This is a genomic window from Pseudomonas sp. Ps21-P2, from assembly GCF_039672565.1.
Classification (GTDB): Bacteria; Pseudomonadota; Gammaproteobacteria; order Pseudomonadales; family Pseudomonadaceae; genus Aquipseudomonas.
This window is the reverse complement of the sequence record NZ_JBDFPL010000010.1, coordinates 168,519-194,348: the sequence shown is the minus strand read 5'-3', so window position 1 is coordinate 194,348 and position 25,830 is coordinate 168,519. Positions and strand designations below refer to the sequence as shown.

The 25,830-nt window shown below is 57.2% G+C and carries 18 protein-coding genes; 15 read left to right on the top strand and 3 right to left on the bottom strand.

The window, feature by feature from the left end; all coding sequences use genetic code 11:
• Positions 1-105 precede the first annotated feature (105 nt).
• The 11 genes from ABEH28_RS23840 (at position 106) to ABEH28_RS23790 (ending at position 15,646) form a co-directional block, all read left to right on the top strand.
• A complete protein-coding gene (locus ABEH28_RS23840; protein WP_133776109.1) occupies positions 106-900 on the top strand; it encodes an ABC transporter permease in 795 nt (264 codons plus the stop codon).
• Complete coding sequence (locus ABEH28_RS23835; RefSeq protein WP_346631240.1) at positions 897-2,114, top strand: ABC transporter ATP-binding protein; 1,218 nt, start codon at positions 897-899, stop codon at positions 2,112-2,114. Before ABEH28_RS23840 ends, ABEH28_RS23835 begins: the two co-directional genes overlap by 4 nt.
• A complete protein-coding gene (locus ABEH28_RS23830) occupies positions 2,111-3,712 on the top strand; it encodes a methyltransferase domain-containing protein (protein WP_346631239.1) in 1,602 nt (533 codons plus the stop codon). Before ABEH28_RS23835 ends, ABEH28_RS23830 begins: the two co-directional genes overlap by 4 nt.
• Positions 3,712-7,434 carry a glycosyltransferase gene (locus ABEH28_RS23825; protein WP_346631238.1) on the top strand — a complete coding sequence of 1,241 codons (3,723 nt, stop codon included), beginning with the start codon at positions 3,712-3,714 and terminating at the stop codon, positions 7,432-7,434. The genes ABEH28_RS23830 and ABEH28_RS23825 overlap by 1 nt, the downstream gene beginning before the upstream one ends.
• A gap of 250 nt (positions 7,435-7,684) precedes the next feature.
• The gene (gene rfbG, locus ABEH28_RS23820) at positions 7,685-8,767 is read left to right on the top strand and encodes a CDP-glucose 4,6-dehydratase (RefSeq protein ID WP_192133584.1); all 1,083 of its coding nucleotides are present in this window, start codon (positions 7,685-7,687) and stop codon (positions 8,765-8,767) included.
• Positions 8,764-9,579 carry an NAD-dependent epimerase/dehydratase family protein gene (locus tag ABEH28_RS23815; RefSeq protein WP_346631237.1) on the top strand — a complete coding sequence of 272 codons (816 nt, stop codon included), beginning with the start codon at positions 8,764-8,766 and terminating at the stop codon, positions 9,577-9,579. Before rfbG ends, ABEH28_RS23815 begins: the two co-directional genes overlap by 4 nt.
• Positions 9,580-9,606: 27 nt before the next feature.
• Positions 9,607-10,569, top strand: a complete 963-nt coding sequence (locus ABEH28_RS23810) for a glycosyltransferase family 2 protein (RefSeq protein WP_192133580.1) — start codon at positions 9,607-9,609, stop codon at positions 10,567-10,569.
• Positions 10,570-10,580: 11 nt separating this feature from the next.
• A complete protein-coding gene (rfbF, locus tag ABEH28_RS23805; RefSeq protein ID WP_192133578.1) occupies positions 10,581-11,348 on the top strand; it encodes a glucose-1-phosphate cytidylyltransferase in 768 nt (255 codons plus the stop codon).
• Positions 11,349-11,356: 8 nt separating this feature from the next.
• Complete coding sequence (locus ABEH28_RS23800; protein WP_192133576.1) at positions 11,357-12,364, top strand: lysylphosphatidylglycerol synthase transmembrane domain-containing protein; 1,008 nt, start codon at positions 11,357-11,359, stop codon at positions 12,362-12,364.
• Positions 12,365-12,391: 27 nt separating this feature from the next.
• On the top strand, positions 12,392-13,702 hold the full coding sequence (locus ABEH28_RS23795; protein WP_346631236.1) for an NAD(P)/FAD-dependent oxidoreductase: 1,311 nt from the start codon (positions 12,392-12,394) through the stop codon (positions 13,700-13,702).
• Between the two features lie 12 nt (positions 13,703-13,714).
• Positions 13,715-15,646: a hypothetical protein gene (locus ABEH28_RS23790; RefSeq protein ID WP_346631235.1), complete on the top strand. Its 1,932-nt coding sequence runs from the start codon at positions 13,715-13,717 to the stop codon at positions 15,644-15,646.
• 111 nt (positions 15,647-15,757) lie between these two features.
• Here ABEH28_RS23790 and ABEH28_RS23785 read toward each other — a convergent pair whose 3' ends face one another.
• Entirely contained in the window at positions 15,758-16,891 is a 1,134-nt protein-coding gene (locus tag ABEH28_RS23785; protein WP_346631234.1) for an acyltransferase, read from the bottom strand.
• Between the two features lie 342 nt (positions 16,892-17,233).
• On the opposite strand from ABEH28_RS23785, the gene gmd reads away from it, so the two are divergent.
• The 3 genes from gmd to ABEH28_RS23770 all read left to right on the top strand — a co-directional run bounded on the left by gmd (position 17,234) and on the right by ABEH28_RS23770 (position 20,418).
• Positions 17,234-18,265: a GDP-mannose 4,6-dehydratase gene (gene gmd / locus ABEH28_RS23780; RefSeq protein WP_192174574.1), complete on the top strand. Its 1,032-nt coding sequence runs from the start codon at positions 17,234-17,236 to the stop codon at positions 18,263-18,265.
• Complete coding sequence (locus ABEH28_RS23775; RefSeq protein WP_346631233.1) at positions 18,265-19,161, top strand: GDP-mannose 4,6-dehydratase; 897 nt, start codon at positions 18,265-18,267, stop codon at positions 19,159-19,161. The genes gmd and ABEH28_RS23775 overlap by 1 nt, the downstream gene beginning before the upstream one ends.
• A 135-nt stretch (positions 19,162-19,296) precedes the next feature.
• A complete protein-coding gene (locus tag ABEH28_RS23770; protein WP_346631232.1) occupies positions 19,297-20,418 on the top strand; it encodes a glycosyltransferase family 4 protein in 1,122 nt (373 codons plus the stop codon).
• A 257-nt stretch (positions 20,419-20,675) separates the two neighbouring features.
• On the opposite strand, the gene ABEH28_RS23765 is transcribed toward ABEH28_RS23770, so the two are convergent.
• Both ABEH28_RS23765 and yedA read right to left on the bottom strand, forming a co-directional pair.
• On the bottom strand, positions 20,676-22,013 hold the full coding sequence (locus ABEH28_RS23765) for a DEAD/DEAH box helicase (protein WP_192133561.1): 1,338 nt from the start codon (positions 22,011-22,013) through the stop codon (positions 20,676-20,678).
• Between the two features lie 60 nt (positions 22,014-22,073).
• On the bottom strand, positions 22,074-22,973 hold the full coding sequence (gene yedA, locus ABEH28_RS23760; protein ID WP_346627685.1) for a drug/metabolite exporter YedA: 900 nt from the start codon (positions 22,971-22,973) through the stop codon (positions 22,074-22,076).
• A 546-nt stretch (positions 22,974-23,519) separates the two neighbouring features.
• On the opposite strand from yedA, the gene ABEH28_RS23755 reads away from it, so the two are divergent.
• A complete protein-coding gene (locus tag ABEH28_RS23755; RefSeq protein WP_346631231.1) occupies positions 23,520-25,817 on the top strand; it encodes a DUF4214 domain-containing protein in 2,298 nt (765 codons plus the stop codon).
• Positions 25,818-25,830 lie beyond the last annotated feature (13 nt).

The following is a 25,830-nucleotide window of genomic DNA, read 5'->3' as shown; positions in this document are numbered from 1 at the left end:
TTCCCTCTGATTGGTCAGGAGCGTTAGCATTCGACGCCCGCCGCAGGGAAGCCATTGCCAGAAGAGAGAGCCCCATTTGAAGCTTCAGGATTTAAAGGTGAACACATGTTTGGATTGTTGAGAGGGCTGTACAGCTACAGGAGCTTTATCGGCACCTCTATCCGCAACGAATTCGTATCTCGGTTCTCCCGCAGCAGCCTGGGTGGGTTGTGGATGATCATCAACCCGCTGGCGAACGTGCTGATCTACGCGCTGATCTTGTCCAACGTTCTTGCCGCGAAACTGCCCGGCATCGAAAACAAATACGCCTACGCGCTGTACTTGATGGCAGGGACGCTTGCGTGGAGCCTCTTCTCGGAGATCATCAACCGATGCCTGACGCTCTTCATCGAGAACGGCAATCTCATGAAGAAGATGAGATTCCCGCGGATCACCCTCCCCTTCATCGTTTTGGGCTCGGCGTTGCTGAATAATCTGCTGCTGCTGCTCTCCGTGCTTGCTGTCTTCATTTGCCTCGGCCAGTGGCCGACCTGGGAGATGCTGTGGGCCATCCCCTTGATTCTCATCGTCGCGGCGCTGGCAGTCGGGCTGGGCTTGATCCTCGGTGTGCTCAACGTATTTGTGCGTGATATCGGTCAGGTCATCCCTATCGTGCTGCAGATCCTTTTCTGGTTCACGCCGATCGTCTACCCGATCAACATCATCCCCGAAGACCTCAAGTCGCTGATCGCTTGGAACCCGATGTACCCGATCGTGACGGCGTACCACGATGTCTTCGTTTACAACGTGGCGCCTGACTTCTCGCAGATAGGTATCACTGTTCTGATCACATGTCTGCTGCTGGGCTTCGGCCTTTACATCTTCCGCCGAGCAGCGCCTGAAATGGTGGACGCCCTATGAGCCTGTTGCGCGCGAAAGACCTCGGCAAAGCCTACCGAACCTACCGCAGCGAGTGGCAACGTATTGGCCGCTGGCTGGGCATCAAGAGCGCTCCCCGCGAAGAGCATTGGGTGCTTCAGCACATCAATTTCGAGATTAATGCAGGCGAAGCCATTGGCATTGTCGGCCAGAATGGTGCGGGCAAGTCGACGCTGCTGAAGATGCTTACCGGCACCCTGCAGCCGACAACGGGCTCCATTGAGGTGCACGGCCGTATCGCTGCGATTCTGGAACTGGGCATGGGTTTCAACCCGGAGCTGACGGGTCGCCAGAATGTCTATCACGCTGCGGGTTTGATGGGTTTTACCACTCAGCAGATTGATGAAGTGATGGCTGAGATCGAGGCGTTTGCCGAAGTAGGCGAATACTTCGATCAGGCAGTTCGCACCTATTCCAGCGGCATGCAGATGAGGGTCGCGTTCGCTGTTGCGACTGCCAAGCGCCCGGAAATCCTGATCGTGGATGAAGCGCTGTCGGTAGGGGACAGCTACTTTCAGCACAAAAGTTTCGACAGGATCCGTGAGTTCCAGGATCAAGGCACCACGTTGCTGATCGTTTCCCATGATCGAAGCTCGATCCAGGCGCTGTGCGACCGTGTGCTCCTGATTGAAGGGGGCACGGTTATCAAGGACGGTGCACCGGAAGAAGTGATGGATTTTTACAACGCCATTATTTCCGAGAAAGAGAACGCCACCGTTCAAGTGCACAAGCTTGCCGACGGGAGCGTGCAAACGCGTTCAGGCTCCGGCGAAGCGACCATTGACAGTCTTGCGCTCTACAACGAGCAGGACGCCCCAATCGAATTCGTATCCGTCGGGCAATCGCTCAGCCTGAAGATAAAAGTCAGCGTCAACAGCCCCATTCCCGAGCTGGTCGTGGGCTACATGATCAAGGACCGCCTGGGCCAGCCTATTTACGGCACCAACACCCATCATCTGGACAAGAAGATGGGCGCGCTCGAAGGGGGTACCCAGTTGGAGTATGTCTTCAGGTTCGACGCCAATATTGGCGTTGGCTCATACTCCATCGCTGTCGCCCTGCATACGGCGGACACTCACCTCAACGCAAATTACGAATGGCGAGATCTGGCACTGGTGTTTAACGTGATCAACGCGGACAAAATTCCTTTCGTGGGCTCAGCCTGGATACAACCCACTGTGGAGTGCATTCAGTGACCCAGCAGTTCTATCGCGCCTTTGAAGACAAGCATCGCGGTTCTCACGAAACCATCAAGCAGCGATTGCAGGTTTACCTTCCGTTCATCCTTCCGCTGCAAGGTCTGTATGACGACTGCCGCGCGCTCGACGTAGGCTGCGGGCGCGGCGAGTGGCTGGAAACGTTGGTAGAAAACGGCTTTAACGCCACGGGTGTGGATCTGGACGAAGGCATGCTGGAAGCCTGCCAAGCCCGCCACTTGCCTGCTGAGAAAGCCGACGCCCTGCTCTATCTGAAGGCGATGCCAAGCGACTCACTCTGTGTGTTAACCGGTTTTCACATCGTCGAGCACATCCCCTTCGACGACCTGAAACAACTGGTCGCCGAAGCGAACCGAGTCCTTAAGCCTGGTGGCCTGCTGATTCTCGAAACCCCCAACGCAGAAAACCTGATTGTGGGGACGCAGAATTTCTATCTCGACCCCACTCACGAAAAGCCGATTCCACACATGCTGCTGGAATTCCTCGTGTCCTTCAGTGGCTTTACTCGTTCGAAGCTGCTGCGCCTGCAGGAAAACCCAGCGCTGGTGGACAGTCCTGCCGTCGGCCTGATGGACGTGATCGGCGGGACGAGTCCGGATTACGCGATCATTGCTCAAAAGGAGGCAGGGACGCTTGATATTTCGACATTCGATCCAGCGTTTGACGCGGCTTACGGATTGAGCCTTGATGAGCTGGCACGTCGTTTTGAAGAAGGTCAAGCGGCAAAGCTCGGTGAAATGGAACAGCGGCTGGCAACAAACCAAACGGTGACGCTTGGTGAGCTGCAATCCCGTCTCGAAGCCAATCAGGTAGCTAAGCTGGAGGAGCAGCGGGAGATCGTCAGCAGTACAGCCGCGCTGCTGAATCATCGTGTCGATCACGTTGAGCTAGAGTACTCGGCGATGACTAACCAGGTGCAAGACGTCAAAGCTGCGGTCCTCGATTTCAAGGTGGACAAGCTCAAGGCTGCCAATGCCTCCCTGGAAAGTGCCAATACTTCGCTCGAGTTCGCGAACGCCTCAATGGTGAAAATGCTCGATGAGTCCTCCCGAAACGCGCACATGTGGTACACCGAGGCGGAAAGCCGCCTCAGCCAGATCAATGCGTTGAGAGACGATGTCGCTCACAAGGATGAAAGAATCAGAGCGTTAAGCGCCGAGCATCACCAGCTAAACGAGTACGTCAGCCAGCTGAAAAACAGCACATCGTGGCGGGTCACCGGGCCGTTGCGTGGTGGCGCAATGCTGGGCAGATCGGTGACTTCATCGCCGTCGCGGACACTTAAGCGGGCAATCAAGAAAGTCCTGAAAGGCGTTCTGAATCGGCCCGGCCTGCGCAAGAACGTCAAGCGCGTGCTGTTTCGCATCCCCGGCCTGCAAACCAGATTGCAAGCCCTCGCCGCTCGTCTCCGGGCGGAAACAGTGGTGACGCCGCAGACGGTCCAGTACCCAGAGCCTACGCCGACCTTTACGCCTGATCCGAGTGATGTCCCTATTGCTCCGGCTCACCTCACGGAAAATGCGAAAGCTATCTACACCCGCCTCAACAGCAACGAACAACGTAAGGATTCGAATTGATGCGCGTCGTTATTGACCTTCAGGGCGCCCAAGCGGAAAACAGGAATCGGGGCATCGGGCGGTACGCGCTGTCGTTCACCAAGGCCTTCATCAAAAACCGTAGCGACGTTGAAGTCTTCGTCGTCCTGAATGGGCTGTTCGGCGATGCTGTCGATCACATCAGGGACGAGCTTTACGGCCTTCTGCCTGCCAGTCATATCCAGACGTGGGTGCCGAACAGCAAGGTCAGCGCGCTCAACCCGGATAACACATGGAATCGGCATGCCTCCGAATTGGTGCGGGAGGCGTTCATCGCCAACCTGGACCCGGATCTTGTCTTGGTTTCCAGCCTGTTTGAAGGCCTGGTAGACGACGCCGTGACCAGCATCAAGATGCTGAACTCTTCGATTCCTACAGCCACGATCGTCTACGACCTTATCCCTTACATCAATCCTGACGCCTACCTGGGCTCACCGCCGGTTCGCAGCTGGTATGAGACCAAGCTTCAGCACTTGCGCCGTGCCGATCTGGTGCTGGCGATTTCAAGCTCGTCACGATCGGAAGTCATTGACCACCTTGGGTTCGCACCCGAGGAAGTCGTCAATATTTCCACCGCCATCGACACAGATCATTACCGCCCCCTCCCTGACGATCAACGGGATGCCGTTCTCAAGACGCGGCTGGGAATTGACCGGCCATTCGTCATGTACACGGGCGGCATCGACCCGCGCAAAAATATCGAGGGCCTGATCAGCGCATTCGGCAAACTGTCGAAACCGGTGCGTCGTGCTCATCAGTTGGTCATCGTCTGCAACATTCAGCCCGATGAACGCACCCGTCTTCAGGACCTGGTTGTCAGCAGCGGCCTGAAGAAAGCGGATGTATGTTTCACCGGGTACGTCAGCGAAGACGACCTGATTGCGCTCTACAACGCGTGCAAGTTGTTTATCTTCCCGTCGCTGCACGAAGGGTTTGGGTTGCCTGCGCTGGAAGCCATGTCCTGCGGCAAACCCGTCATTGCGTCCAATACATCCAGCCTGCCGGAAGTGCTCGGCAACCCGGATGCGCTGTTCGACCCGTACCAGATCGACTCCATCACGGCGAAGATGGAACAGATACTGGTCGATGATGCGCTCAGGGCTGGGCTGGCAGAGTTGGCCATCGAGCAGGCGCGCAGATTCAGTTGGGACGAGACTGCCATTCGCGCCGTGCAGGCGATCAAGGAACTGATCGCAGGCCGCCGTTCGATCCCGAATCCGGTGCGTGCGCCGAAGCGACCTCGCCTGGCTTATGTGTCCCCGCTCCCGCCTGCCCGTAGCGGGATCAGCGACTACAGCGCCGAACTGCTGCCTGAACTCGCCGCCCACTACCAGATTGATGTGATCGTGGCTCAGGAGTCGGTCTCGCCCGCAGACGCAGGAATCAATTACAAGCTGCGCTCGGTCGCGTGGTTTGAAGAAAACGCACACGTGTTTGATCGCGTTATCTATCACTTCGGCAACTCCAGCTTTCATGAACACATGTTCCACCTGATCGAAAAGATCCCGGGGACCGTCGTCCTACACGATTTTTTTCTGTCGGGCATTGCGGCACACATGGAGGTTCATTTAGGGCATCAGGGTTTCTGGACGCGTGCGCTTTACCTTGGACACGGCTACAAGGCAGTCAGCCAGCGTGTCAGTGGTGCTGACACGGCCGATGCGGTGTGGAAATACTCGTGCAACCTGCGAGTCCTTCAGCAAGCCGAGGGGATCATTGTTCATTCCCATTACTCGATCCGACTGGCACAACAGTGGTATGGAGAAAACTCTGGCCTGAAGTGGGCCGAGATCCCCTTGCTGCGCACACCTCGCTTCCCCAACGCGCGCACCCACGCAGAGACGAAAGCGAAACTGGGTTTCTCTGAAAGCGACTTCGTTGTCTGCAGTTTTGGTCTGCTGGGCCCGTCCAAGCTGAATGATCGCCTGCTGGATGCCTGGCTTGAATCCGAGCTGGCGCAGGACGAGAACTGTCACTTGGTCTACGTCGGGCAGAACAGTGAAGGTGAGTTCGGCGAAAACCTGCTCAAGAAGATCAACGCCAGCCCCTGCCGCGACCGTATCAAAATCACCGGCTGGGCAGATGCCGACATGTTCAAGGCGTACCTGGAGGTCGCCGATGCGGCGGTCCAGTTGCGGACGCTATCGCGCGGCGAAACCTCTGCCGCCGTACTCGACTGCCTGAATTACGGCATTGCCACGATCGTGAATGCTAACGGCAGCATGTCGGACATACCGACCTCCAGCCTGGTCAAACTGCCTGATGATTTCGACGACGCCGAGCTGTCTGACTCGCTGAATCTTCTGCGCCATGACACTGCCGCGCGTGAACGTATCGGCGCGCAAGGCCAGCAATTGATTCACACTCGACACTCTCCTCGGGCCTGCGCATTCCTCTACAGGCAAGCCATTGAGAGGTTTCACGAAGATTCCTACCACTCCGTGTCGGAGGTTGTGACCTCGATTGCAGGCCTCGAAAAACAAGGCTTCAGCTACGAAAGCTCAATGGCTGTTGCAGAGTCCATTGACCAAAGCCTGAAGCCTACGATCTTCAAACCTCAACTGCTCGTGGACATTTCCGAACTGGTTAATCGCGATGCCAAGAGCGGAATCCAGCGCGTTGTTCGGAGCATCCTCGAAACATGGCTGACGACGCCTCCAGGTAATTATCGTGTCGAGCCTGTTTATGCCACCGAGGACGAGGACGGCTACCGGTACGCACGACAGTTCACCCTGGGTTTCCTGGACTGCCCGACTCATCTTCTTCAGGACGAGCCGGTGGTTTTCCACTCCGGCGATCATTTCGTCGGTCTGGACCTGCAGCCCGTCGTTGTTCCAAGACAGCGGCAGGCACTTGCAGACATGAGGCGCCGTGGCGTCACCGTGCAGTTCGTGGTTTATGACTTGCTGCTTAAAAAGCTGGCGCAATGTTTCCCTGCCGGCGCGGCTGACATCCTGGATGAATGGTTGAAAGTCGTTGTCGAGTCGGACGGTGTGATTTGCATCTCTCAAGCAGTTGCGGATGAAATGGCTGAGTGGGTTGCAGAACATCGCAAACCGTCCAAACGGCCTTTCAATATCTCGTGGTTCCACTTGGGGGCAGACATCACCAAGCCGACCAGCGCTGAAGGTACGACGGCCATTCCCAAAAATGTCCTCTCCAGCCTTCAGGCGCGTCCGTCATTTCTGATGGTGGGCACTGTAGAGCCAAGAAAGGGACATGCTCAGGTGCTGGATGCCTTCGAACTGCTTTGGGCAAGCCAGCAGGACGCCAATTTGCTGATCGTCGGGAAGCAGGGCTGGATGGTTGAGGCGCTTGTCGAGAGGCTGAGAGAACACCCCGAATCCGGGAAGCGACTGTTCTGGTTTGAGGGCATCGACGATGATTATCTGTCCAGCCTTTATGCACAGTCCGATGCGTTGATTGCTGCATCGCTTGGTGAAGGTTTCGGCCTGCCACTCATTGAGGCGGCGCAATACAAGTTGCCTTTGATCGCCCGGGACATCCCTGTGTTTCGCGAAGTGGCAGGCGAGCACGCCTTCTATTTCCAGGGAGAGCAGCCTCAAACGCTGTGTGACAGCCTGACTGCCTGGCTTGGTCTGCACCGCAATGCGGAGCATCCGAAGTCTGAATCCATGCCTTGGCTCACGTGGGATCAAAGCGCGAAACAGCTGTTTCTCGCTTCTCAGATGCTGGCCGAATAGGGCTCTAGCCTTGGCCCTCCTCCGGCCCGGAGGAGGCCGGGCATGAGCACTGAAGCTAACGACCAAGCCTACATTTCAAACGAATAATACCTCGCGTGCATACGATCATCGCGGCCCCTCGTCGATCCCCTCCGATCGAGCGGCCCTCGCGTCTGCACAAGCTGCAGCATTCAAGGTATTATTCGCGCCACTTTAAAGGTCGCCCGTGCAAGGGTTGGGACCGATACATACCAATGACGGTGCGAGTTAAATGACATCCAGATTGCAGTTTGAAGACCGACTCGTTGGTAAAAAGATCCTGGTGACCGGCCACACCGGCTTCACCGGAGGCTGGGCCTGTCTTTGGCTGAAGTCTATCGGTGCAGAAGTGGCGGGTTATGCGCTGGCACCTGATACCACCCCTTCCTTGTTCACCCAGCTCAATCTCGAACCGGAAATGACGAGTACGTTGGGGGATATCTGTGATTTCGACGCCCTGTTGAATGCAGTTGAAGCCTTCCAGCCTGATCTGATACTCCATCTCGCTGCTCAGCCCCTCGTCCGTAAATCCTACCGCGAGCCTGTGAACACTTTTCTGGTCAATGCTCAGGGCACGGCGCATGTGCTGGAAGCCGCCCGCTTGGTGAAGAGTGTGAAGGGTGTGCTGTGCATCACGACTGACAAGGTCTACAAAAACAACGAGTGGGCCTGGCCGTATCGAGAAAATGACCCATTGGGCGGCAAAGATCCTTACAGCGCCTCCAAAGCAGCAGCTGAAATGATCATCCAGAGTTACGCAGCCTCGTACCCGGCCTCGGAAGGCAAAGGTCCGGCGATTGCGACCGCTCGCGGCGGCAACATCATTGGCGGCGGCGACTGGTCAGAAGACCGTTTGATCCCTGACTTTGTTCGAGCGGCTATAGACGGTGGTGCAATGACATTGCGCTATCCAGACGCGACTCGACCATGGCAGCACGTTCTGGCGCTGGTTCATGGGTATCTGGTGATTCTGGCTGGCCTGTTATCCGATCAGCCGGAGCGGGTGGCGAAGGCCTGGAACCTGGGGCCTCAAGAGCTGAAACAGTATTCCGTAAGAAACGTACTTGAGCTGATGAGCGCGCACTGGCAGCGTCCGGAGCTTCAATATATGGACAATCCTCTGCCAGAAGCCGGCTCACTGGCACTGGACAGTTCCATCGCGCGAAACCAGCTGAACTGGATTCCCGTCTGGGACACTGACGAGGTCGTGCGGCAGACTGCTGTCTGGTACCGCGACTTCTATGCAGCGCCCGAAAAAACACGGGAAATTACTTTGTCGCAGATTAATGAGTGGCGTGCAGGCATCCAGGAATGATCTTCATCCTGGGTAGCCGAGGTCGCTTGGGGCAGGCGATAGCTGCTCAATACGCGCCAAGCGAAGTCACCTGCGTAGATCGAAGCGTATACGAGCCGTGGTCGATGGCAGGCGAGCACGCCGGGATAAGCGAATACTTCGCCCAGTGCCCGCCTGAACGTTCGGTCGTTTACATTTGCTCCGGCCTTCTGGACCCCCGACTCAGCGCCGAAGAGTTACTGGCGGTCAACTATCATTTGCCTCGCAATGTGATCGGCAGCCTTGCGCGGTCGGGCATCCGGGTCGTGACTTTTGGCACGGCCATGGAGCACACCCTGACCAGCAATAGCTACGTTCAGAGCAAGCTCAAGCTGAGCGAGTATGTCGAGGACGCCAACGCTGACGGGGCACTGGCCACCCACGTGCGTATCCACACGCTGTACGGAGGCGGCGAGCCAAGCCCGTTCATGTTTCTTGGGCAGATCCTGACGGCCATCCGCACGGAATCGCCATTCGCCATGACCCAGGGTCGACAGCTGCGTGAGTATCATCACGTGGATGACGATGCGCGCGCGGTCAAGTCGCTGGTCGACGCAGAACTTATCGGCCTCGTTGACCTCGCCCACGGAAACCCGATCACCCTCAGAAGCCTGGCGGAAGCCATATTTGGCGCATTTGGCAAGACTCACTTGCTGCAACTGGGCGCCTTGCCAGAACCCACTCAAGACAATTTCGATCTTGTGTTCGAGCGGCCGCAGGCGCTGAAGGACTCAACGTTTCGAGAGGCCATACCAGCGGTCATCGAATACTTGAAGTCCAGGATGAATGCTTGAATGCACGGATTTGATAAGGAAATAACAATGTCAGAAAAGCGGCCTCTGATTTCGATATCGATCCCGGTCCTCAACGAGTCAGGCAATCTGGACAACCTCTACAAGCGCCTCGATGCCCTGGCCTTGAAGATGAGCGACCGGTGTGATCTTGAGTTTGTCTTTTCGGACAATCATTCAGACGACAACACGTGGGCCATGCTCGCTGACCTCGCGAGCAAAGACCCCCGCGTGAGAGCGATCCGGTTCTCGCGCAACTACGGCTTCCAGCGTTCAATTCTCGCCAACTACATGCACACACGCGGCGACGCGGTGATGCAAATTGATGCCGATCTGCAGGATCCACCCGAGCTTCTTGAAGAGTTTTTCGCACGTTGGCAGGAAGGCCACGAAGTCGTCTATGGCGTGCGACGCAAACGACCGGAAGGTTGGCTGCTAAACAACTTCAGGCGTCTGGGCTATTGGGCCATCGACAAGGTTAGCGAACACCCGATTCCACGGGATGTGGGCGACTTCCGCTTGATGGACCGCAAGGTCATCGAAGTGCTGTTGAAGAGCAAAACCGCCAACCCGTATCTGCGCGGGATGATCGCTGGCATCGGTTTCAATCAGACCGGGATTGCCTACGACCGTGATGCGCGCATCGCTGGCGAGAGCAAGTTCAACGTAAACAGGCTGATCCGTCTGGGGTTGACTGCGGTTCTCAACCACTCGACGGTTCCCCTTCGTGCGGCCTCTTTCGTCGGCATTTTGATACTGGCGGCCAGTTTAGTGGGCGCCGCTTATTACCTGCTGTTGCGTTTTGCTCATCCCGATCTTCCCCAAGGCCTGGCGAGCATCCACATACTGGTGTTGTTCGGAATAGGGCTTAACTCTTTCCTGCTCGGCATCATCGGTGAGTATTTGTTGCGCATCTATCTGGTCCTGCGCGCAGACCCTGTTGCCGTTATTCAGCAAAGCCTCAACTTTGAACCCGCAGACCTGAAACTATAAGGATTGTTAGCATGAAAGCTGTAATTTTAGCCGGTGGTCTGGGAACCCGCATTGCGGAAGAGTCCGACACTAAACCAAAGCCGATGGTAGAAATCGGCGGCAAGCCATTGCTGTGGCACATCATGCGTACCTACGCCAATCACGGGATCAAGGATTTCGTTATTTGCCTGGGCTACAAGGGCTACGTCATCAAAGAGTTCTTCTTCAACTACTACCGTCACATGTCAGATATGACTATCGACCTGACAACTGGCGATACCCAGATTCTCAACAGTCAGGCCGAAGACTGGCGCATCACGCTGGTAGATACCGGCGCTGAAACCATGACCGGCGGACGTCTCAAGCGCGTTGCCCCTTACCTGAACAATGAGACTTTCTGCCTGACTTACGGCGACGGCTTGTCTGATATCGACATCAGCGCCGAGGTGGCCTTCCACCGTCAGCACGGCAAGCTGGCTACCGTTGCAGCTGTTCAGCCGCCAGGCCGTTTCGGTGTGTTGAATATCAACGAGCACAACAGCGTGTCCAGTTTCGAAGAGAAACCAAGCGACGAGATTGGCTGGATCAACGGCGGTTTCTTCGTGCTGGAACCTGAGGCGATCAAGTACATCGACGGCGACGCGATTTCCTGGGAGCGCGAGCCCCTGATGCAGTTGGCTAAAGACGGGCAGCTGAGCGCGTTCCATCACACCGGTTTCTGGCAGCCGTGCGACACGCTGCGCGACAAGCGCGAGCTCGAGGCTCTCTGGGCCGCAGACAAAGCTCCTTGGCGCATTTGAGAAAAACGATGACAGCAGCAACGCAACCCAAGCAAAAGCGCTGGATCAAGCATGTTATCGGGGCCGCTGTAACCCTCGTCTGCCTGCTGGCCATTGCGCGACTCGTGAACTTCTCGGAAGTCATGGACGCGCTTGAGCACTTCCGCTGGCACTACTTGGTGCTCGGAATCGCATCACTGGCCTTTGGATATGCCGTGCGTATCTTCAGGTGGTCGGTGATGCTCTCCGCCGCTTCACACGCCGTCGGTTTCCGGAACTGCGCCGCACCGTTTCTGGGTGCAATTGCACTCAACAACGTTCTGCCGCTTCGCCTGGGCGATGTGATCCGGGCGCTGGTCTTTCCCGGCGCGATGGGCGTCACCAAAACCGTCGCCACCACAAGTCTGGTCGTCGAGCGCCTGATCGATCTGGTCACACTGATCGCGTGCCTGGCACTGGGCATTCTGGCAGTGAGCACGCTTGATATCCCGCCGGCCATCAGGCAGACGGCTGTCATCCTTGCGGCACTGGGTGGCATTGCATTGGCTCTCGGTTTCTTCTTTTCGGGCGTTTTCGCGCGGCTGTTCACAAAGCTGGGAAATGACCAGCCCACCAGTAAGATTCCGCCTAAATTACAAACCGTTTTCCGCACGGTAGGCGGTCTTTTCGAGAGTTTTGAGGTGATGTCGAGGCCGCGCGTTCTGGGTCTTATGTTGCTGCTCTCGATGCTTGTCTGGCTGGGGGAATCCGGCCTGTTCTATTTTGCGCTGCTGGGACTGGGTCTGGATGCCAGCCCGCTCATGGCGCTGTTGGTCATGGCGATTGCCACGCTGTCGACACTGGCGCCGTCATCGCCGGGTTACGTAGGCCCATTTCATCTGGCGGCGTTTACCGCAGTGACCCTAATAGGCGGTACTTCTGCGCAAGCGGGTAGTTATGCAGTAATCGTCCATTTGGCGCTCTGGCTGCCGACGACGATCGTCGGCGCCTTGGCAATATGGTCCCGCCCTGCCCTGTTCAAAGCAGCCACTCAGTGACTGCGAAAACTTACATTGGAATAACAAATGAATAACTATGATGTTGTGATTGTCGGGGGCGGATTTACAGGCCTCACGGCAGCCTATGTGCTGTCGAAGCAGGGCAAGCGGGTACGGGTTCTTGAAGCAGATTCCACTCCCGGCGGTCTGGCCGGCATCTTCGAATTCGAAGACGGGGTGCGGGTCGAGAAGTTTTACCACCACTGGTTCAACAACGACGTATTCGTCCCGGAGCTCGTTAAAGAACTGGGCCTTGAGGGCGACGTTATCCTGCTGCCAACCCGCACAGGCATGTACTTCAATGGCCGGATGTGGAAGCTGTCGACGCCATTGGATCTTCTGCGTTTCAAAGCCCTTTCGCTGGTGGATCGTATCCGTCTCGGCCTACTGGTGTTTCAAGTCCGTCGCATCAAGGACTGGAAAACCATCGAGCACTTGAGCATTCGTGAGTGGCTGGAAGGGATGTGCGGCAAGTCGGTTTACAAAGTAGTCTGGGAACCGCTGATCAACTCGAAGTTTTCCGTTTATGCAGAGGCTGTCAACGCCGTCTGGATGTGGAAGAAACTCGTGCTGCGCGGCAGCACTCGCAACGACAAAGGCGGCGAAGAGCTGGCTTACTTCAAAGGCGGGTTCGGTCGCCTGGCTGAAGCAATGGTGTCCGCCATCCACGCCAATGGCGGGGAAGTATCGTTTGGCAGCAAAGTGACCGGCCTTGTAACGGCAGGCAAACAGATTTCAGCCGTGATGACTGAAAGCGGTCCGGTCGAGGGCAGCAAGTTCCTGTTCACGCCGTCCTTCCCGCTCATCGCTGACATGTTCCAGAACTCGGCAGATGACGCCTGGCTGGCCAAGCTGCGTCGCGTCAAATATCTGGGCAACATGTGCCTGGTATTGAGGCTCAAGCAGAGCCTGTCCGACACCTACTGGCTGAACGTCAACGACCCTGGATTCCCTTTCGTAGGCGTCATTGAGCACACCAACTTTGACACCCCGGAAAACTACAAAGGCAGCCACATCGCCTATCTTTCCCGCTATTTGGCGACTGAAGACCCGGTATGGCAGTACTCGGACGCGGAGTATCTCGATTTCGCCCTCACTCACCTGAAGCGCATGTTTCCGCATTTTGAAAAAGACTGGATCATCGACTTCAAGGTCTGGCGTTCGGAGTATGCGCAGCCAGTGACCGAGCGTAACTACTCGCAATATGTACCTGATGCTTCCACGCCTTATGACAATGCTCTGATCTCGACCATGGCCCAGATTTATCCGGAAGACCGTGGCACGAACTACGCCATCCGTGAGGGTCGTCTGATCGCCAAAAAGCTAAGCAACGGATAAGGAAGTCTGGACGTGGATCGAATGTGGCTGCTGCCATCGCGTTTTCTGTGCTTGGTACTGCTGTTGGTAGCAGGGCTGATGGTGCTCATCAACCTTGACTCGCTGTGGAGTCAATCGGTGGACCTGGCGCATCACTATGCGCTGACCTATCGCATCTCAGAGCAATTTCATTTGATGGACTCGAATGATCCTACTCTGGGGGAGATGAATTACTACCCGAGGCTGAGCCATGTATTTGCGGCCATCGTCGGGTGGCCACTCAACTCGAACTTGCTGGGTATCCAAGTCGTCACCCTGCTGTCTCTGAGTGCCATATGGGGTGGATTCGTCTACCTGTTGAACACGCTGCCGAAACCGCTTGGGTGGCTATCCACCGCAGCCTTGGCGGCGGCGCTCTTGCTTAACAGGTTCACGCTGAAACTTGAGGTGCACGGCGCAGAAGTCGTCAGCAACTTTTTCTATTCCCAGTTAGTGGCGCAAGCCATCATCGTGCTTGCCATAGCGGGCGCGGTGTATCTGGAATCGAAGAAGGGACGTTGGGCCGCATACGTGTTCCTGATCGGGGTCATTGCGCTCAACACTGGTGTCCATCTGCTGCCTACGCTCGAACTGCTGGCAATGCTCGGGGCCATGACACTGTTCAATGGCTTCCAGGACATCATTCAGAAGAAAAGCCGGACGACCGCTCTCGCAGGCCTCGTCGTTCCGGTGATTGCTCTGTGTGGCGTGGTATTGAACCCGGCATTTTCCGCCATGCGAAAAATCGCCGAGAACGACGGCGGGCTCGAACTTCAACGTGTCAGCTACCCATTGGGGCTGGGGACACTTTGCGTTTTGGCTTTGGTGATCTCAGCGGGATTGATCATCGCCCACATGAAGCCCGGCAGTAGGCTGTCTCATCCCGCCGTAAAATACATTGCGTTGTATGGTGCGGGAGTCGCAGCACTTTGCCTGCTTCAGATGGTGTTAGTGAAGTTCGGGTTCGGCTCCAACTATGCAGTGAAGAAGTATGGATTCGGGATCATCAGCTACCTCTTCGTGGCCATGGCCATCGTTGCAGGTGAGTTTGTGCTGCGGGTGGGTCCGACGGTACTGACAACCCTTCGCATGCCCTCAGCCGCAGAAGCGTTGATTGCTGGCGGCTGCCTGTGGGTAATTATCAAATCTGTGATCATTCCGTATCAGGTGATCGATTTCTCTGAGCTTCTGCAGACTGAGAAAAAGATCATCAACATCACCTCAACCGACATCCCGAAAATACCCGGCAAGGCCAATGCGGTAATCGGCCTGGCGGGCTATTACAAGACATTCAACTATATGTTTTCGCTGGCAATGGCGCACACGCCGCGAACGCTGGCGATCCCCGACGTTCTACTGGCGGACAAGCTGGATGATTATTCCAACTATGGCTACATCGTCAGCAGCGAGGGCTCAGCGAAATACGACATGATTGAGTGCGAGGTAAGTCGGCAAGGGGGTATCACCATCAACAATGCCGGCTGTATCGCCGAGCAACTCAAGCAAACAGATGCGTGTCGGAACACAATTGACTTCTCAAGCGCAGGCCTTGTGGATTCAAACCGTGTCACTGGATTTGGTGCCGCCGAATCTGATGGGCGCTGGATCAACAGCAAGGTGGGGACTTATACCTGCGATGTTCCGAAAAGAGCGCCTGAAGCGCTCGATATCGAGATGCACCCGCTTCTCACCGCGTCGTTGAAAAGCCAACGGATCAAAATTCTCGCCAATGGGCAGCCTGTCTATGACGCGAGCATTGATCACGTTTCGGACGAGCCTGTCAGGGTGCAACTCCCGGCTCCGGATGCTTCGGGCAAGTTGGTTATTACCTTCGAAACGCCGGACGCAACGTCTCCAAAGCAACTTGGGGTGGGACAGGATGACCGTACGCTAGGCTTCTTCGTGAAATCGATCAGGTTTCAGTAACCACTCACTGCGACTCCCAATTCAAGGGTCGTAGGTTCAAAAGAAAGGGGGCCATGATCATGGCCCCCTTTTTTATATCCGTGTCTCGGCATCCCTATCCCTTGGGTTGGATCAGGACGCGCCCACCGTTACCTTACGATCAATCAAAGGCTTGTTGCCCGACAGCCTTTTGCCCAAGTGCATGGTTGGCTTCTCTACCAAAACATGCAGCGCGTACGCCAGCACCAGTACGAAGACTAGCGTGATGAGCCCGGCAATCGGGTAAATGACGCCTTGATCCATCAAGATCCGAATCGACAGATAACCGATGATCGAGTGCAACACATAGACCGAATAGCTGATGTTAGCCAGGAAGTCGATCGGAGGGATCGGTCTGAAATAGCGACGGAACGCGTAGCTGACACTGAACAGAATCAGCCCGTACAGGTAGTTCTGAGGCACGTCAGGGATCTGGTTGACCCACGATGTATGCTGCCAGCACATCATGAATAGGATGACCAATATCGCCGAGTACTGGACTAACTGCCGTGTCGTATAGGTACCGGTGTAATGGTGATAGAAGCCGGTCCCGACGAACATGAAAATGACGCACATTAGCTCTGTCTTCAGCGAATCCATCAACTCGGCGGAGGCGTTCATCTGGCCAAGCCAGTCAGGAAAGGCTTGAGTGGCAGCAAGAACAGCAGCGGAAAACAAAAATATCGGGTAGGCGTTGCCAGTCCTGACTGAGCGATAAAGAAGCGTGGCAACGATGTAAAACTTGATTTCGATCGACAGCGTCCAGTTCACCAGGTCGATCGTCGGGCTGCCAAAGTTGCCCTGCAATAGCAGTAAATTCTCAACGAACCGATCGAGCGGCATGCTGAATTCTTTACCCCAGTAAACGCTGGACAGGTAGACCAGCCCCAGCATTATCAGACTGGCTGCGATATAGGTTGGATAGATTCGTAAAAAGCGGGCAATCAAGAACTTGCCGGGAGCCAGTCTCGCCAGTGAGAAAGGAATCACGAAGCCACTGATCAAGAAGAATATTGAAACCCCGAAAGGCCCGTAGTTGAAGGTCGGAATGGTCAACCACTGAATCATCCGGGATGAAGGTCCCTCGACTAGCGGCGCGTGGATGTACGACGCTACTGTCTCCCGGGCATACCAATAGACACCACACCAATGCACGATGATGACCGCTACAACTGCCAACCCTCTCAGCTGATTGGCAAAGAGGGCTCTGTCCGTGTTTTTCTGCATTATTTCCCCAACTCCCACTTCAAAACCCGGCGCAAACCGCGAGGCGCACTGGGTCATCCTTTTACAGTTCTAACTTCATCAAACCCAGCGAGGTATACCTGAGCATCCACGCAAGTCGATTTCGCTGCCGAGTCGTGACGGTGCAGGCTTCACGCAGTAGGCCTACATGGTCTAACCGGTAATGAGTGCCCGTCTGAAACGCGACTATACGCGACGCAGCTTAGTAACTCATCGTTCTCTACCGTCGTCCGTGACGTTCATTTTCTGTATGATGGCGCACTTGTTAACGCTTGGCGCCCAGCCAGGCTTTGTCTTCGGCGCTATGGGGTTTAGAGGATTCGCATGAAAGCAATTGTTACCGGCATCACTGGTCAAGACGGCGCCTACCTGGCTGAACTGCTGCTTGGCAAGGGCTACACCGTCTACGGCACCTATCGTCGTACCAGTTCTGTCAATTTCTGGCGGATCGAAGAACTGGGCATCCAGAACAATCCAAACCTGCACCTGGTCGAGTACGACCTGACCGACCTGTCGGCCAGCATCCGCCTGCTGCAGACCACCGAAGCCACCGAGGTGTACAACCTCGCCGCGCAGAGCTTCGTAGGCGTTTCCTTCGAACAGCCAATCACCACCGCCGAAATCACCGGCCTGGGCGCTGTGAATCTGCTGGAAGCCATCCGTATCGTTAACCCGAAAGTCCGCTTCTACCAGGCGTCGACTTCCGAGATGTTCGGTAAGGTTCAGGCCATTCCTCAGGTTGAAGACACGCCGTTCTACCCGCGCAGCCCTTACGGCGTCGCCAAGCTGTACGCTCACTGGATGACCATCAACTATCGCGAGTCGTACGGTATTTTTGCGACCAGCGGTATTCTGTTCAACCACGAGTCGCCACTGCGCGGCCGTGAGTTCGTGACACGCAAAATCACTGACACCGTTGCCAAGATCAAGCTGGGTCTGCAGGACTCGCTGGTACTGGGCAACATGGACGCCAAGCGCGACTGGGGCTTCGCCAAAGAGTACGTCGAAGGTATGTGGCGCATGCTGCAGGCTGATCAGCCGGACACCTTCGTTCTGGCCACCAACCGCACTGAAACCGTTCGTGACTTCGTCGCGATGGCATTCAAGGCTGTCGACATCACCATCAACTGGAGTGGCGAAGCGGAAGAAGAAATCGGTACCTGCGCTGCCACTGGCAAGGTCCTGGTCTCGGTCAATCCGAAGTTCTACCGCCCGACCGAAGTTGAGCTGTTGATCGGCAACCCGGCCAAAGCCAAGGAAGTACTGGGCTGGGAGCCTAAGACCAACCTGGAAGAGCTGTGCCGCATGATGGTCGAAGCGGACCTGCGTCGTAACGAAAAAGGGTTCTCGTTCTGATGAGTATCGCCGGCAAGCGAGCGCTGATAACGGGTATTCATGGATTTACGGGGCGCTACATGGCGGCCGAGCTCACAGCCCAGGGCTGCGAGGTCGTTGGCCTGGGCAGCAATCCGTCCGATGAAGCCAATTATTATCAGGCCGATCTCACCGATCTGGTGGGTCTGAGCAAGCTGCTGGCGGACCTTCAGCCGGACATCGTCGTTCATCTCGCGGCATTGGCGTTTGTCGGACATGGCGCGGCGGATGCGTTTTATCAGGTCAACCTGATTGGTACGCGCAACCTGCTCGAAGCCATCGCCAACTGCGGCAAGGCGCCGGAAAGCGTTTTGCTTGCCAGCAGTGCCAACGTGTATGGCAATGCGTCGGAAGGGTTGCTTGATGAAAGCACCACGCCGGCGCCGGCCAACGACTACGCCGTGAGCAAGCTGGCCATGGAATACATGGCCAGTCTGTGGTTCGGGCGGTTGCCGATCATCATCGCGCGCCCGTTCAACTACACCGGCGTCGGCCAGGCGGATAACTTCCTGCTGCCGAAGATCGTCAAACACTTCCGCGAGAAGGCCGGGAAGATCGAGCTGGGCAACCTGGATGTCTGGCGCGATTTCAGCGACGTCCGTTCGCTGGTGGCCGCTTATCGCGGGCTGCTGGAAGCCAAGCCGTTCGGTCAGTACGTCAACGTCAGCTCGGGCAAGACTCACTCGCTGCGTGAAGTGATCGACATGTGTCGCGCTATCACCGGCCACGACCTCACCGTCGAAGTGAATCCTGCTTTCGTGCGGGCCAACGAGGTCAAGACCTTGTGTGGCGACAACAGCAAGCTGAAGTCGCTGGTCCCGGGCTGGCAGACACCCGAGCTGAGCGAAACGCTTGGCTGGATGCTGGCCGACGCGTAACGCCGCAGTACCCAACCCGAAGCGCTGTGAGGCGCTTCGGGTTTTCCTTTATCCTCCGCTCCACACATCCCCGCTCTGCCCGCAACGCACCTATCGCGAGAACAGCGGACGTTATCGTTTCGTCAGAGAATCCTGATGACCAAAGTTTTGCACTTCTTCAAAACCTACTTCCCGGAAAGCAAGGGCGGTGGCGTCGAGCAAGTCATCTTCCAACTGGCACAGGGCTGCCAGGCCCACGGGATCGAGTCCGAAGTGCTTTCGCTGAGCAAACAAGGCGCGGCGCGTAACGAGACGGTGGGCAATCACATCGCACACCGCTCCAAACAGGATTTGTATGTCGCGTCGACAGGCTTTTCGCTGTCGGGTATCCGGGACTTCAAAGAGCTCGCGCGCGAAGCTGACATCGTGCATTACCACTTCCCGTGGCCGTACATGGACATCGCGCACTTTGCCGCGCAGATCAAAAAGCCGACGGTGGTGAGCTACCACTCGGACATCATCAAGCAGAAGACGCTGCTCAAGCTGTATGCGCCGCTGATGAACCGTTTTCTGGGGAGCGTTGATCGGATCGTCGTATCGTCGCCGAACTATGCCGCCAGCAGTGAGGTGCTGACCAGGTTCAGCGATAAAGTCGAGATCATTCCGTTTGGGCTCGATCGCGCCACCTACCCTGCTCCGTCTCAGACGAAACTCGATCACTGGAAGCAGCAACTGGGCGAGCGCTTTTTTCTGTTCGTCGGTGCGCTGCGTTACTACAAGGGCCTGGATTTTCTGCTTGAAGCGGCGCACAAAAATCGCCTGCCGGTGGTGATCATGGGCGGCGGGCATCAGGAGCTGGAACTCAAGGCGAAAGCCAAGGCGCTCGGGCTCAGTAACGTCGTGTTTGTGGGCAGCCTGCCGGACGAGGACAAGAACGCGCTGCTGATGCTTTGTGAAGTGTTTGTGTTCCCGTCGCACCAGCGCTCGGAATCCTTCGGTATTTCGCTGCTGGAAGCAGCGATGTATGGCAAGCCAATGATCTCGTGCGAGATGGGCACTGGCACCACCTTCATCAACATCGCGGACGAGACGGGGCTGGTTGTTCCGCCACGGGATTCGGACGCGCTGGCGGCCGCGATGAATACGCTGTGGAATGACCGAGAGCGGGCGAAGCAGATGGGGTTGAAGGCGGCGCAGCGATTTGAGTCGATGTTTACGTCGGAGAAGATGGTGCAGGGGTATGCGGATCTTTATCAGGATGTGCTGCGCGGGCGTTAGGCCCTTTTGGGTGTGTCGTTGGGACGTGGACTGGCGAGCCATCTTTCGCGAGCAAGCTCGCTCCCACAATTGATTGCGTCGACCGGGCACTATGGATTGAACGCAGAACCTGTGCGAGCGAGCTTGCTCGCGAATAGGCCGGTCCATCCGGTGGATTTTCTGCGCCGGACAAACAGCTTTGCGAGCAAGCTCGCTCCCACAATAAACTCGCTGGTCCGGGCAATGGGATTGGCCGGACCGTACTGCAGTTCTTCCTCTTACGGCTTGCGCTTACGCGGTCCGGTGTTGAATACCGGCACTTTGCGCACTGGCTTGATGGACGGCACTTCTGCCGCCGCTTCACCGCTATCAACCCATTTGCCCAGATTGCGTTTGCCGCCTCCGCCGCTGGTTTTGGGTTTCTTTGGCTTTTTCGGTTTCTTCAGAATCTGCCCGGTCGCGTCGGTGGCCGGCACGCGGTGCTCTGGAATGAAGTCGGGCTCTTCGCGCCGCTGCAGGGTCTGGCGGGTGAGCATTTCGATGGCGCTGAGCAGGTCGACTTCGTCGGCGCACACCAGGGAGATCGCTTCACCGGTTTGCCCCGCACGCCCGGTGCGTCCAATGCGGTGGATGTAGTCTTCAGCAACGATCGGCAGGTCAAGGTTGACCACGGTCGGCAGGTCGTCGATGTCCAGGCCGCGAGCCGCAACGTCGGTCGCGACGAGGATCTGCACGTCACCGCTCTTGAACCGATCCAGCGCGCGCTGGCGAGTGGCCTGGGGTTTGTCGCCGTGAATGCCGTCTGCGTTGAGGCTCAGGCCTTGCAGGCGCTCCACCAACTGGTCGACGCCGACGCGGGTTTTCGCGAACACCAGCACCTGCCCCCAGCGATGCTTCTTGAGCAGATGAATGAACAGCTCGCTCTTGCGCTTCTTGTCGACGGTGACGATCCACTGCTTGACCGACGACGCCGCCACGTTACGCGGGCTGACTTCGATGGTCAGCGGGTTGTCGAGCATCTGCCCGGCCAGCGCGCGGATCGCATCGGAGAAGGTCGCGGAGAACAGCAGCGTCTGGCGGCGCTTCGGCAGCGCGGCGTAGATGTCGCGCAGCTCTTCGGAAAAGCCTAGATCGAGCATGCGATCGGCTTCATCAAGGATCAGGGTCTGCAGCTGCGAGAACTTCACGGCGTTCTGGCGATACAAGTCGAGCAAACGGCCAGGGGTGGCGACCAGCACGTCTACGCCGCGGCGCAGTTTCATCATCTGCGGGTTGATGCTGACGCCGCCGTAAGCCGCGTACGTGGTCAGCGGCAGGTGCTCGGCGTATTGCGCGATGGCTTCGTGAACCTGCTCGGCCAGTTCGCGGGTCGGCACCAGCACCAGCGCGCGCACAGAGTTGGCAGCGACCTTCGGGCCTTCCATGGTCAGGCGTTGCAGCAGTGGCAACGCGAAACCTGCGGTCTTGCCGGTGCCGGTCTGGGCGGCGGCCATCAGGTCGCGGCCTTCGAGCACGGGCGGAATCGCCTGGGCCTGAACGGGGGTGGGAGTCTGGTAGCCCAGTGTTTCGAGGGCACGCAGCAGGGGTTCGATCAGGCCGAGGGAGGCGAATGTCATTTCAGTACCGTTGGAAAAAGGTCAGCGCACAAGAGTCTGTAGAAGACAATGGCGCGCAGTTTACCCTTTCTCCACCGGTTTCTGCTTGCGCCACTGCGGCAGGCCGATGAGCACGACGGCGCTGATGATCACCGCCATCGCCGCACCTTCGGCCCAGCCGATGTGTTCGCCGGCGAACAACACGCCCAGCAACACCGCCACCGCCGGGTTGACGTAGCAATAGCTGGTCGCGGCGGCGGGTCGCACGTTCTTCAGCAAGTACATGTAGGAGCTGAACGCGACGATGGAGCCGAACACCACCAGATACGCCATCACCAACCAGCCGGACAGGCCCGGGGATTGGGTCATGCGTTCGCCGCTCACGAAGCTGCCGAGCAACAGCACCGCGCCGGCCACCAGCATTTCGCAGGCGCTGGCCATCGGTCCGGCGGGCAATGGCAGGTAGCGGCTCCACACCGAGCCGAACGCCCAGGTCGCGGCGGCGAAGATCACCAGCGCGGCGCCCATGGGGCTGGCCTGCAGGTTCGAGCCCAGGTTAAGCAAGGAGATGCCGACGAGGCCGAGCAAAATGCCGGCCCACTCCAGCCCGGTATTGCGATGCCCCCAGAACAGGCCGAACAACAAGGTGAACAACGGCACCACGGCCACGGCCAACGCGGCGACACCCGAAGCGACGCCTGCATGTTCCGCCAGGGTCACGCCGCCATTGCCGCAGGCGAGCAGCAGAAAGCCGATCATCCCTGCGGATTTCCACTGCTTCCAGGTCGGCATCGGCGCGCCTCGATAGCGCATGAAGGCAAACAGGATGGAGCCGGCGATGGTGAAGCGGACCCCGGCCATCATCAGCGGAGGCCAGGTTTCGATACCGATGCGGATGGCGAGATAGGTCGAGCCCCAGATCACATAAAGCGCGAAAAAGGCCCCGATAAGCAGCAGGGGGAAACGGCGGACAGCAGGCATGAAGGGCTCTAGTACAGTCGGTTATTGTGGGACTGATTCTAGAAATGTCCGGGCCGCAGGCGTCAGTTACAAATGTGGTTTATTCGACCCGTACAATTTTTGCTGGCCGGTGTTTGCCGCCGCTGACGCGGGAGCGGCGAGATGATCGGGAAAAGTACGCAAAGCTCTCCAAAGCAGCCTTCCCAACCAGAACGCTTCCTCCACCCTAGTCCAGCTGTATTTCATCGACTCCAGGAAAAACCGCCTTAAGTCGCCAGAAAGCATGCCGACAACTTCATCAGGAATGGGCATCGAGAGTCTTCGACCATGCCCTGCCGTACCTTCTCGAAGAGCCTCACCATCGTCAAGACCAAGGCGGGTCAAACGCGCGTGAAGGTCATGCCGCCAGTTTCCAAAACCGGCTCAGTGGCTTGAACTCATCACCGGTCCGTACCCGATTTTTGCGTCATTGACCTGGCCAGGCCTGCCTTGCCCCGGAGTTTCTACATGTGTTCGATGTGCGATTCACTCACCCAACTCTGGGCTGACGGAGAGACCAGCCAGGGTGTGAGCCAACAGACGGCCACCAGCCAAGCGACGCTTGAGCACCTGACGCTGGACCAGCAAGCCAACTACCTGACTGATGGCTATTGGTACGACGCCTATGGCGGTTCCCAGCACCACTTTGACGTGCACGCCGGCGGGTCGCTCACCGTCAACCTGGCAAGCTTGAGCGCCAACGCTCAGGCTGTTGCCAGATACGCGCTGCAAACCTGGACCAACGTCAGTGGCATCCACTTTGTGGAAACCACCGCTGCCGGGGCGATCAATTTCAGCGAAAACAAGAGCGGTGCGTACACCAGCTCCAATTACGCAGGCAGCGTGATCTCGGACAGCAGCGTCAACATCGCTTCCAATTGGGTGAATTACGGTTGGTATTATCAGCAGACCTACATTCATGAAATCGGCCACGCGCTGGGGTTGGGCCATGCGGGCAATTACAACGGCAGCGCGACCTTCCCCAACAATGCCTTCTACCAAGAGGACAGCTGGAAATATTCGATAATGTCCTACTTCAGTCAGGACCAGAATACCTATTCCAATGCCTCTTTCGGCTATGTCGCTACCCCCATGCTGGCGGACATCGTCGCCATCCAGGCACTGTACGGCACCGCCATCACCCGCACGGGTGACGACACCTACAGTTTTAACAAGGCTTCCATAAACACCGGAACCGACTTCGTGACCGGCCTGGTGGCCACGCTCTATGATTCGGGCGGCAACGACACGATCAACGTCAGCACCTATGTCGGCGCTCAGACGGTCGATCTGAGAAGTGAAGCTTTTTCCAGCGTATACGGCGGTCTATCGAATATCGCCATCGCGCGCGGTACGGTTATCGAGAACGCCATAACGGGTGCAGGCGCGGATACGCTGATCGGCAACGCCAGTGACAACTTTCTCAATGCAAGCGCGGGCAATGACCAGCTGTTAGGCGGCGATGGCAACGATCGGCTGATGGGTGGGGCCGGCTCGGACGTACTCGATGGCGGCAACGGCTTCGACACCGCTTTGTATACCGAGGCCGGTGCTCGCTACTTTGCAGCCTACGATGCCGCGCTTGTGAGCAATGCCACCCTCAGGGTTCATGATGCGCAAACGTCCGATGTGGACACGCTTCTAGGCGTCGAAAAGCTGGCTTTCAGCGACCACGATGCCGGTCTTGACGAACTGCTCATGGCTTTTCGCAGCCAGTATGGCGCCTTCAACGCCCAGAGTGATGCCACTGTTTCGTTGAGCTTTGGCAGGGATCTTCATCACATCGCGCTCACCGAGGATCAGGCTTACGTTGCCAGGCTCTACTCACTGTTCGGTCGGACGCCCGATTATCAGGGCTTGAATTACTGGCTGACGCATCAAGCGATGGGCAGCTCGGATGCAGAGATTCGCGATGGCTTTCTGAATTCCGCTGAAGGGATACAGCGCTACAGCGTGCTGGGTAGTCGGGACTTTGTCCTTGAGCTCTATCAGACCGTACTGCATCGCACAGGCGATGATTCAGGTGTGTCGTACTGGAGCACGCTGCTGCAGGAGGGTTTGAGTCGAACGGCGGTTGCTGATGGCTTCCTGAATTCGCGTGAAAGCCATGACCTCTCGGAGGGCGAGACAGGCTACATCAGGATCGTGGATCATAACGCCTGGAACAATCTTGATATGGTGGTGGGCAAGGGCGTAGCCACCGGCACGGCTGGCGACGATCAGATCAGTGAGCAGGAAGTCAGGCTTGACGGCAATGGGGTTTCGCATCTGGCGGGCAACGCCGGTATCGACACCTTTATGTTCAACGACGCGGCATCCGCCTACACGATCAACGCCCTCGATACCGACACGCTGTCAGTCAGTCGTTCCACGGGAGCTGCGGCGACATTCGAACTGAGTGGCTTCAATCTGCTCGATTTCGCAGATCGCGAGCTGTTCGTTCTGGACTCGGCGCAGGCAAGTATTGGTCGTCTGTATTCCATTCTGGATCGGGCGCCCGATATCGAAGGCCTCAAGTTCTGGCTGTCACAGGGCGCCGCAGGCGAAACCGGTGCCCAGGTGGCGGATGGTTTTGTGCACTCTGCCGAATTTACTCAACGCCTGCCCGATGACAGCAGCAATGCGGCCTTTGTCGAGCAGCTGTACAACAATGTCCTGGGCCGAGGCGGCGACGCTAACGGCGTTGCCTATTGGGTCCAGACGCTGGAAGGCGGCGCAAGCCGTGGGCAGGTCGCATTCAATATCGCCAACTCCCCGGAGTCTGCTGCCCTGACTCAAGGCGATGCCGGCTTCATTCATTTGATCGGGCATGCTGATTGGGCTTGAGGCACCTGCGCCA

Bases quoted from the DNA above. Each gene is read 5' to 3' on its own strand.
- ABEH28_RS23840 (WP_133776109.1), top strand. From the start codon at position 106: ATGTTTGGATTGTTGAGAGGGCTGTACAGCTACAGGAGCTTTATCGGC.
- ABEH28_RS23835 (WP_346631240.1), top strand. From the start codon at position 897: ATGAGCCTGTTGCGCGCGAAAGACCTCGGCAAAGCCTACCGAACCTAC.
- ABEH28_RS23825 (WP_346631238.1), top strand. From the start codon at position 3,712: ATGCGCGTCGTTATTGACCTTCAGGGCGCCCAAGCGGAAAACAGGAAT.
- rfbG (WP_192133584.1), top strand. From the start codon at position 7,685: ATGACATCCAGATTGCAGTTTGAAGACCGACTCGTTGGTAAAAAGATC.
- ABEH28_RS23815 (WP_346631237.1), top strand. From the start codon at position 8,764: ATGATCTTCATCCTGGGTAGCCGAGGTCGCTTGGGGCAGGCGATAGCT.
- ABEH28_RS23810 (WP_192133580.1), top strand. From the start codon at position 9,607: ATGTCAGAAAAGCGGCCTCTGATTTCGATATCGATCCCGGTCCTCAAC.
- rfbF (WP_192133578.1), top strand. From the start codon at position 10,581: ATGAAAGCTGTAATTTTAGCCGGTGGTCTGGGAACCCGCATTGCGGAA.
- ABEH28_RS23800 (WP_192133576.1), top strand. From the start codon at position 11,357: ATGACAGCAGCAACGCAACCCAAGCAAAAGCGCTGGATCAAGCATGTT.
- ABEH28_RS23795 (WP_346631236.1), top strand. From the start codon at position 12,392: ATGAATAACTATGATGTTGTGATTGTCGGGGGCGGATTTACAGGCCTC.
- ABEH28_RS23785 (WP_346631234.1), bottom strand. From the start codon at position 16,891: ATGCAGAAAAACACGGACAGAGCCCTCTTTGCCAATCAGCTGAGAGGG.
- gmd (WP_192174574.1), top strand. From the start codon at position 17,234: ATGAAAGCAATTGTTACCGGCATCACTGGTCAAGACGGCGCCTACCTG.
- ABEH28_RS23775 (WP_346631233.1), top strand. From the start codon at position 18,265: ATGAGTATCGCCGGCAAGCGAGCGCTGATAACGGGTATTCATGGATTT.
- ABEH28_RS23770 (WP_346631232.1), top strand. From the start codon at position 19,297: ATGACCAAAGTTTTGCACTTCTTCAAAACCTACTTCCCGGAAAGCAAG.
- ABEH28_RS23765 (WP_192133561.1), bottom strand. From the start codon at position 22,013: ATGACATTCGCCTCCCTCGGCCTGATCGAACCCCTGCTGCGTGCCCTC.
- yedA (WP_346627685.1), bottom strand. From the start codon at position 22,973: ATGCCTGCTGTCCGCCGTTTCCCCCTGCTGCTTATCGGGGCCTTTTTC.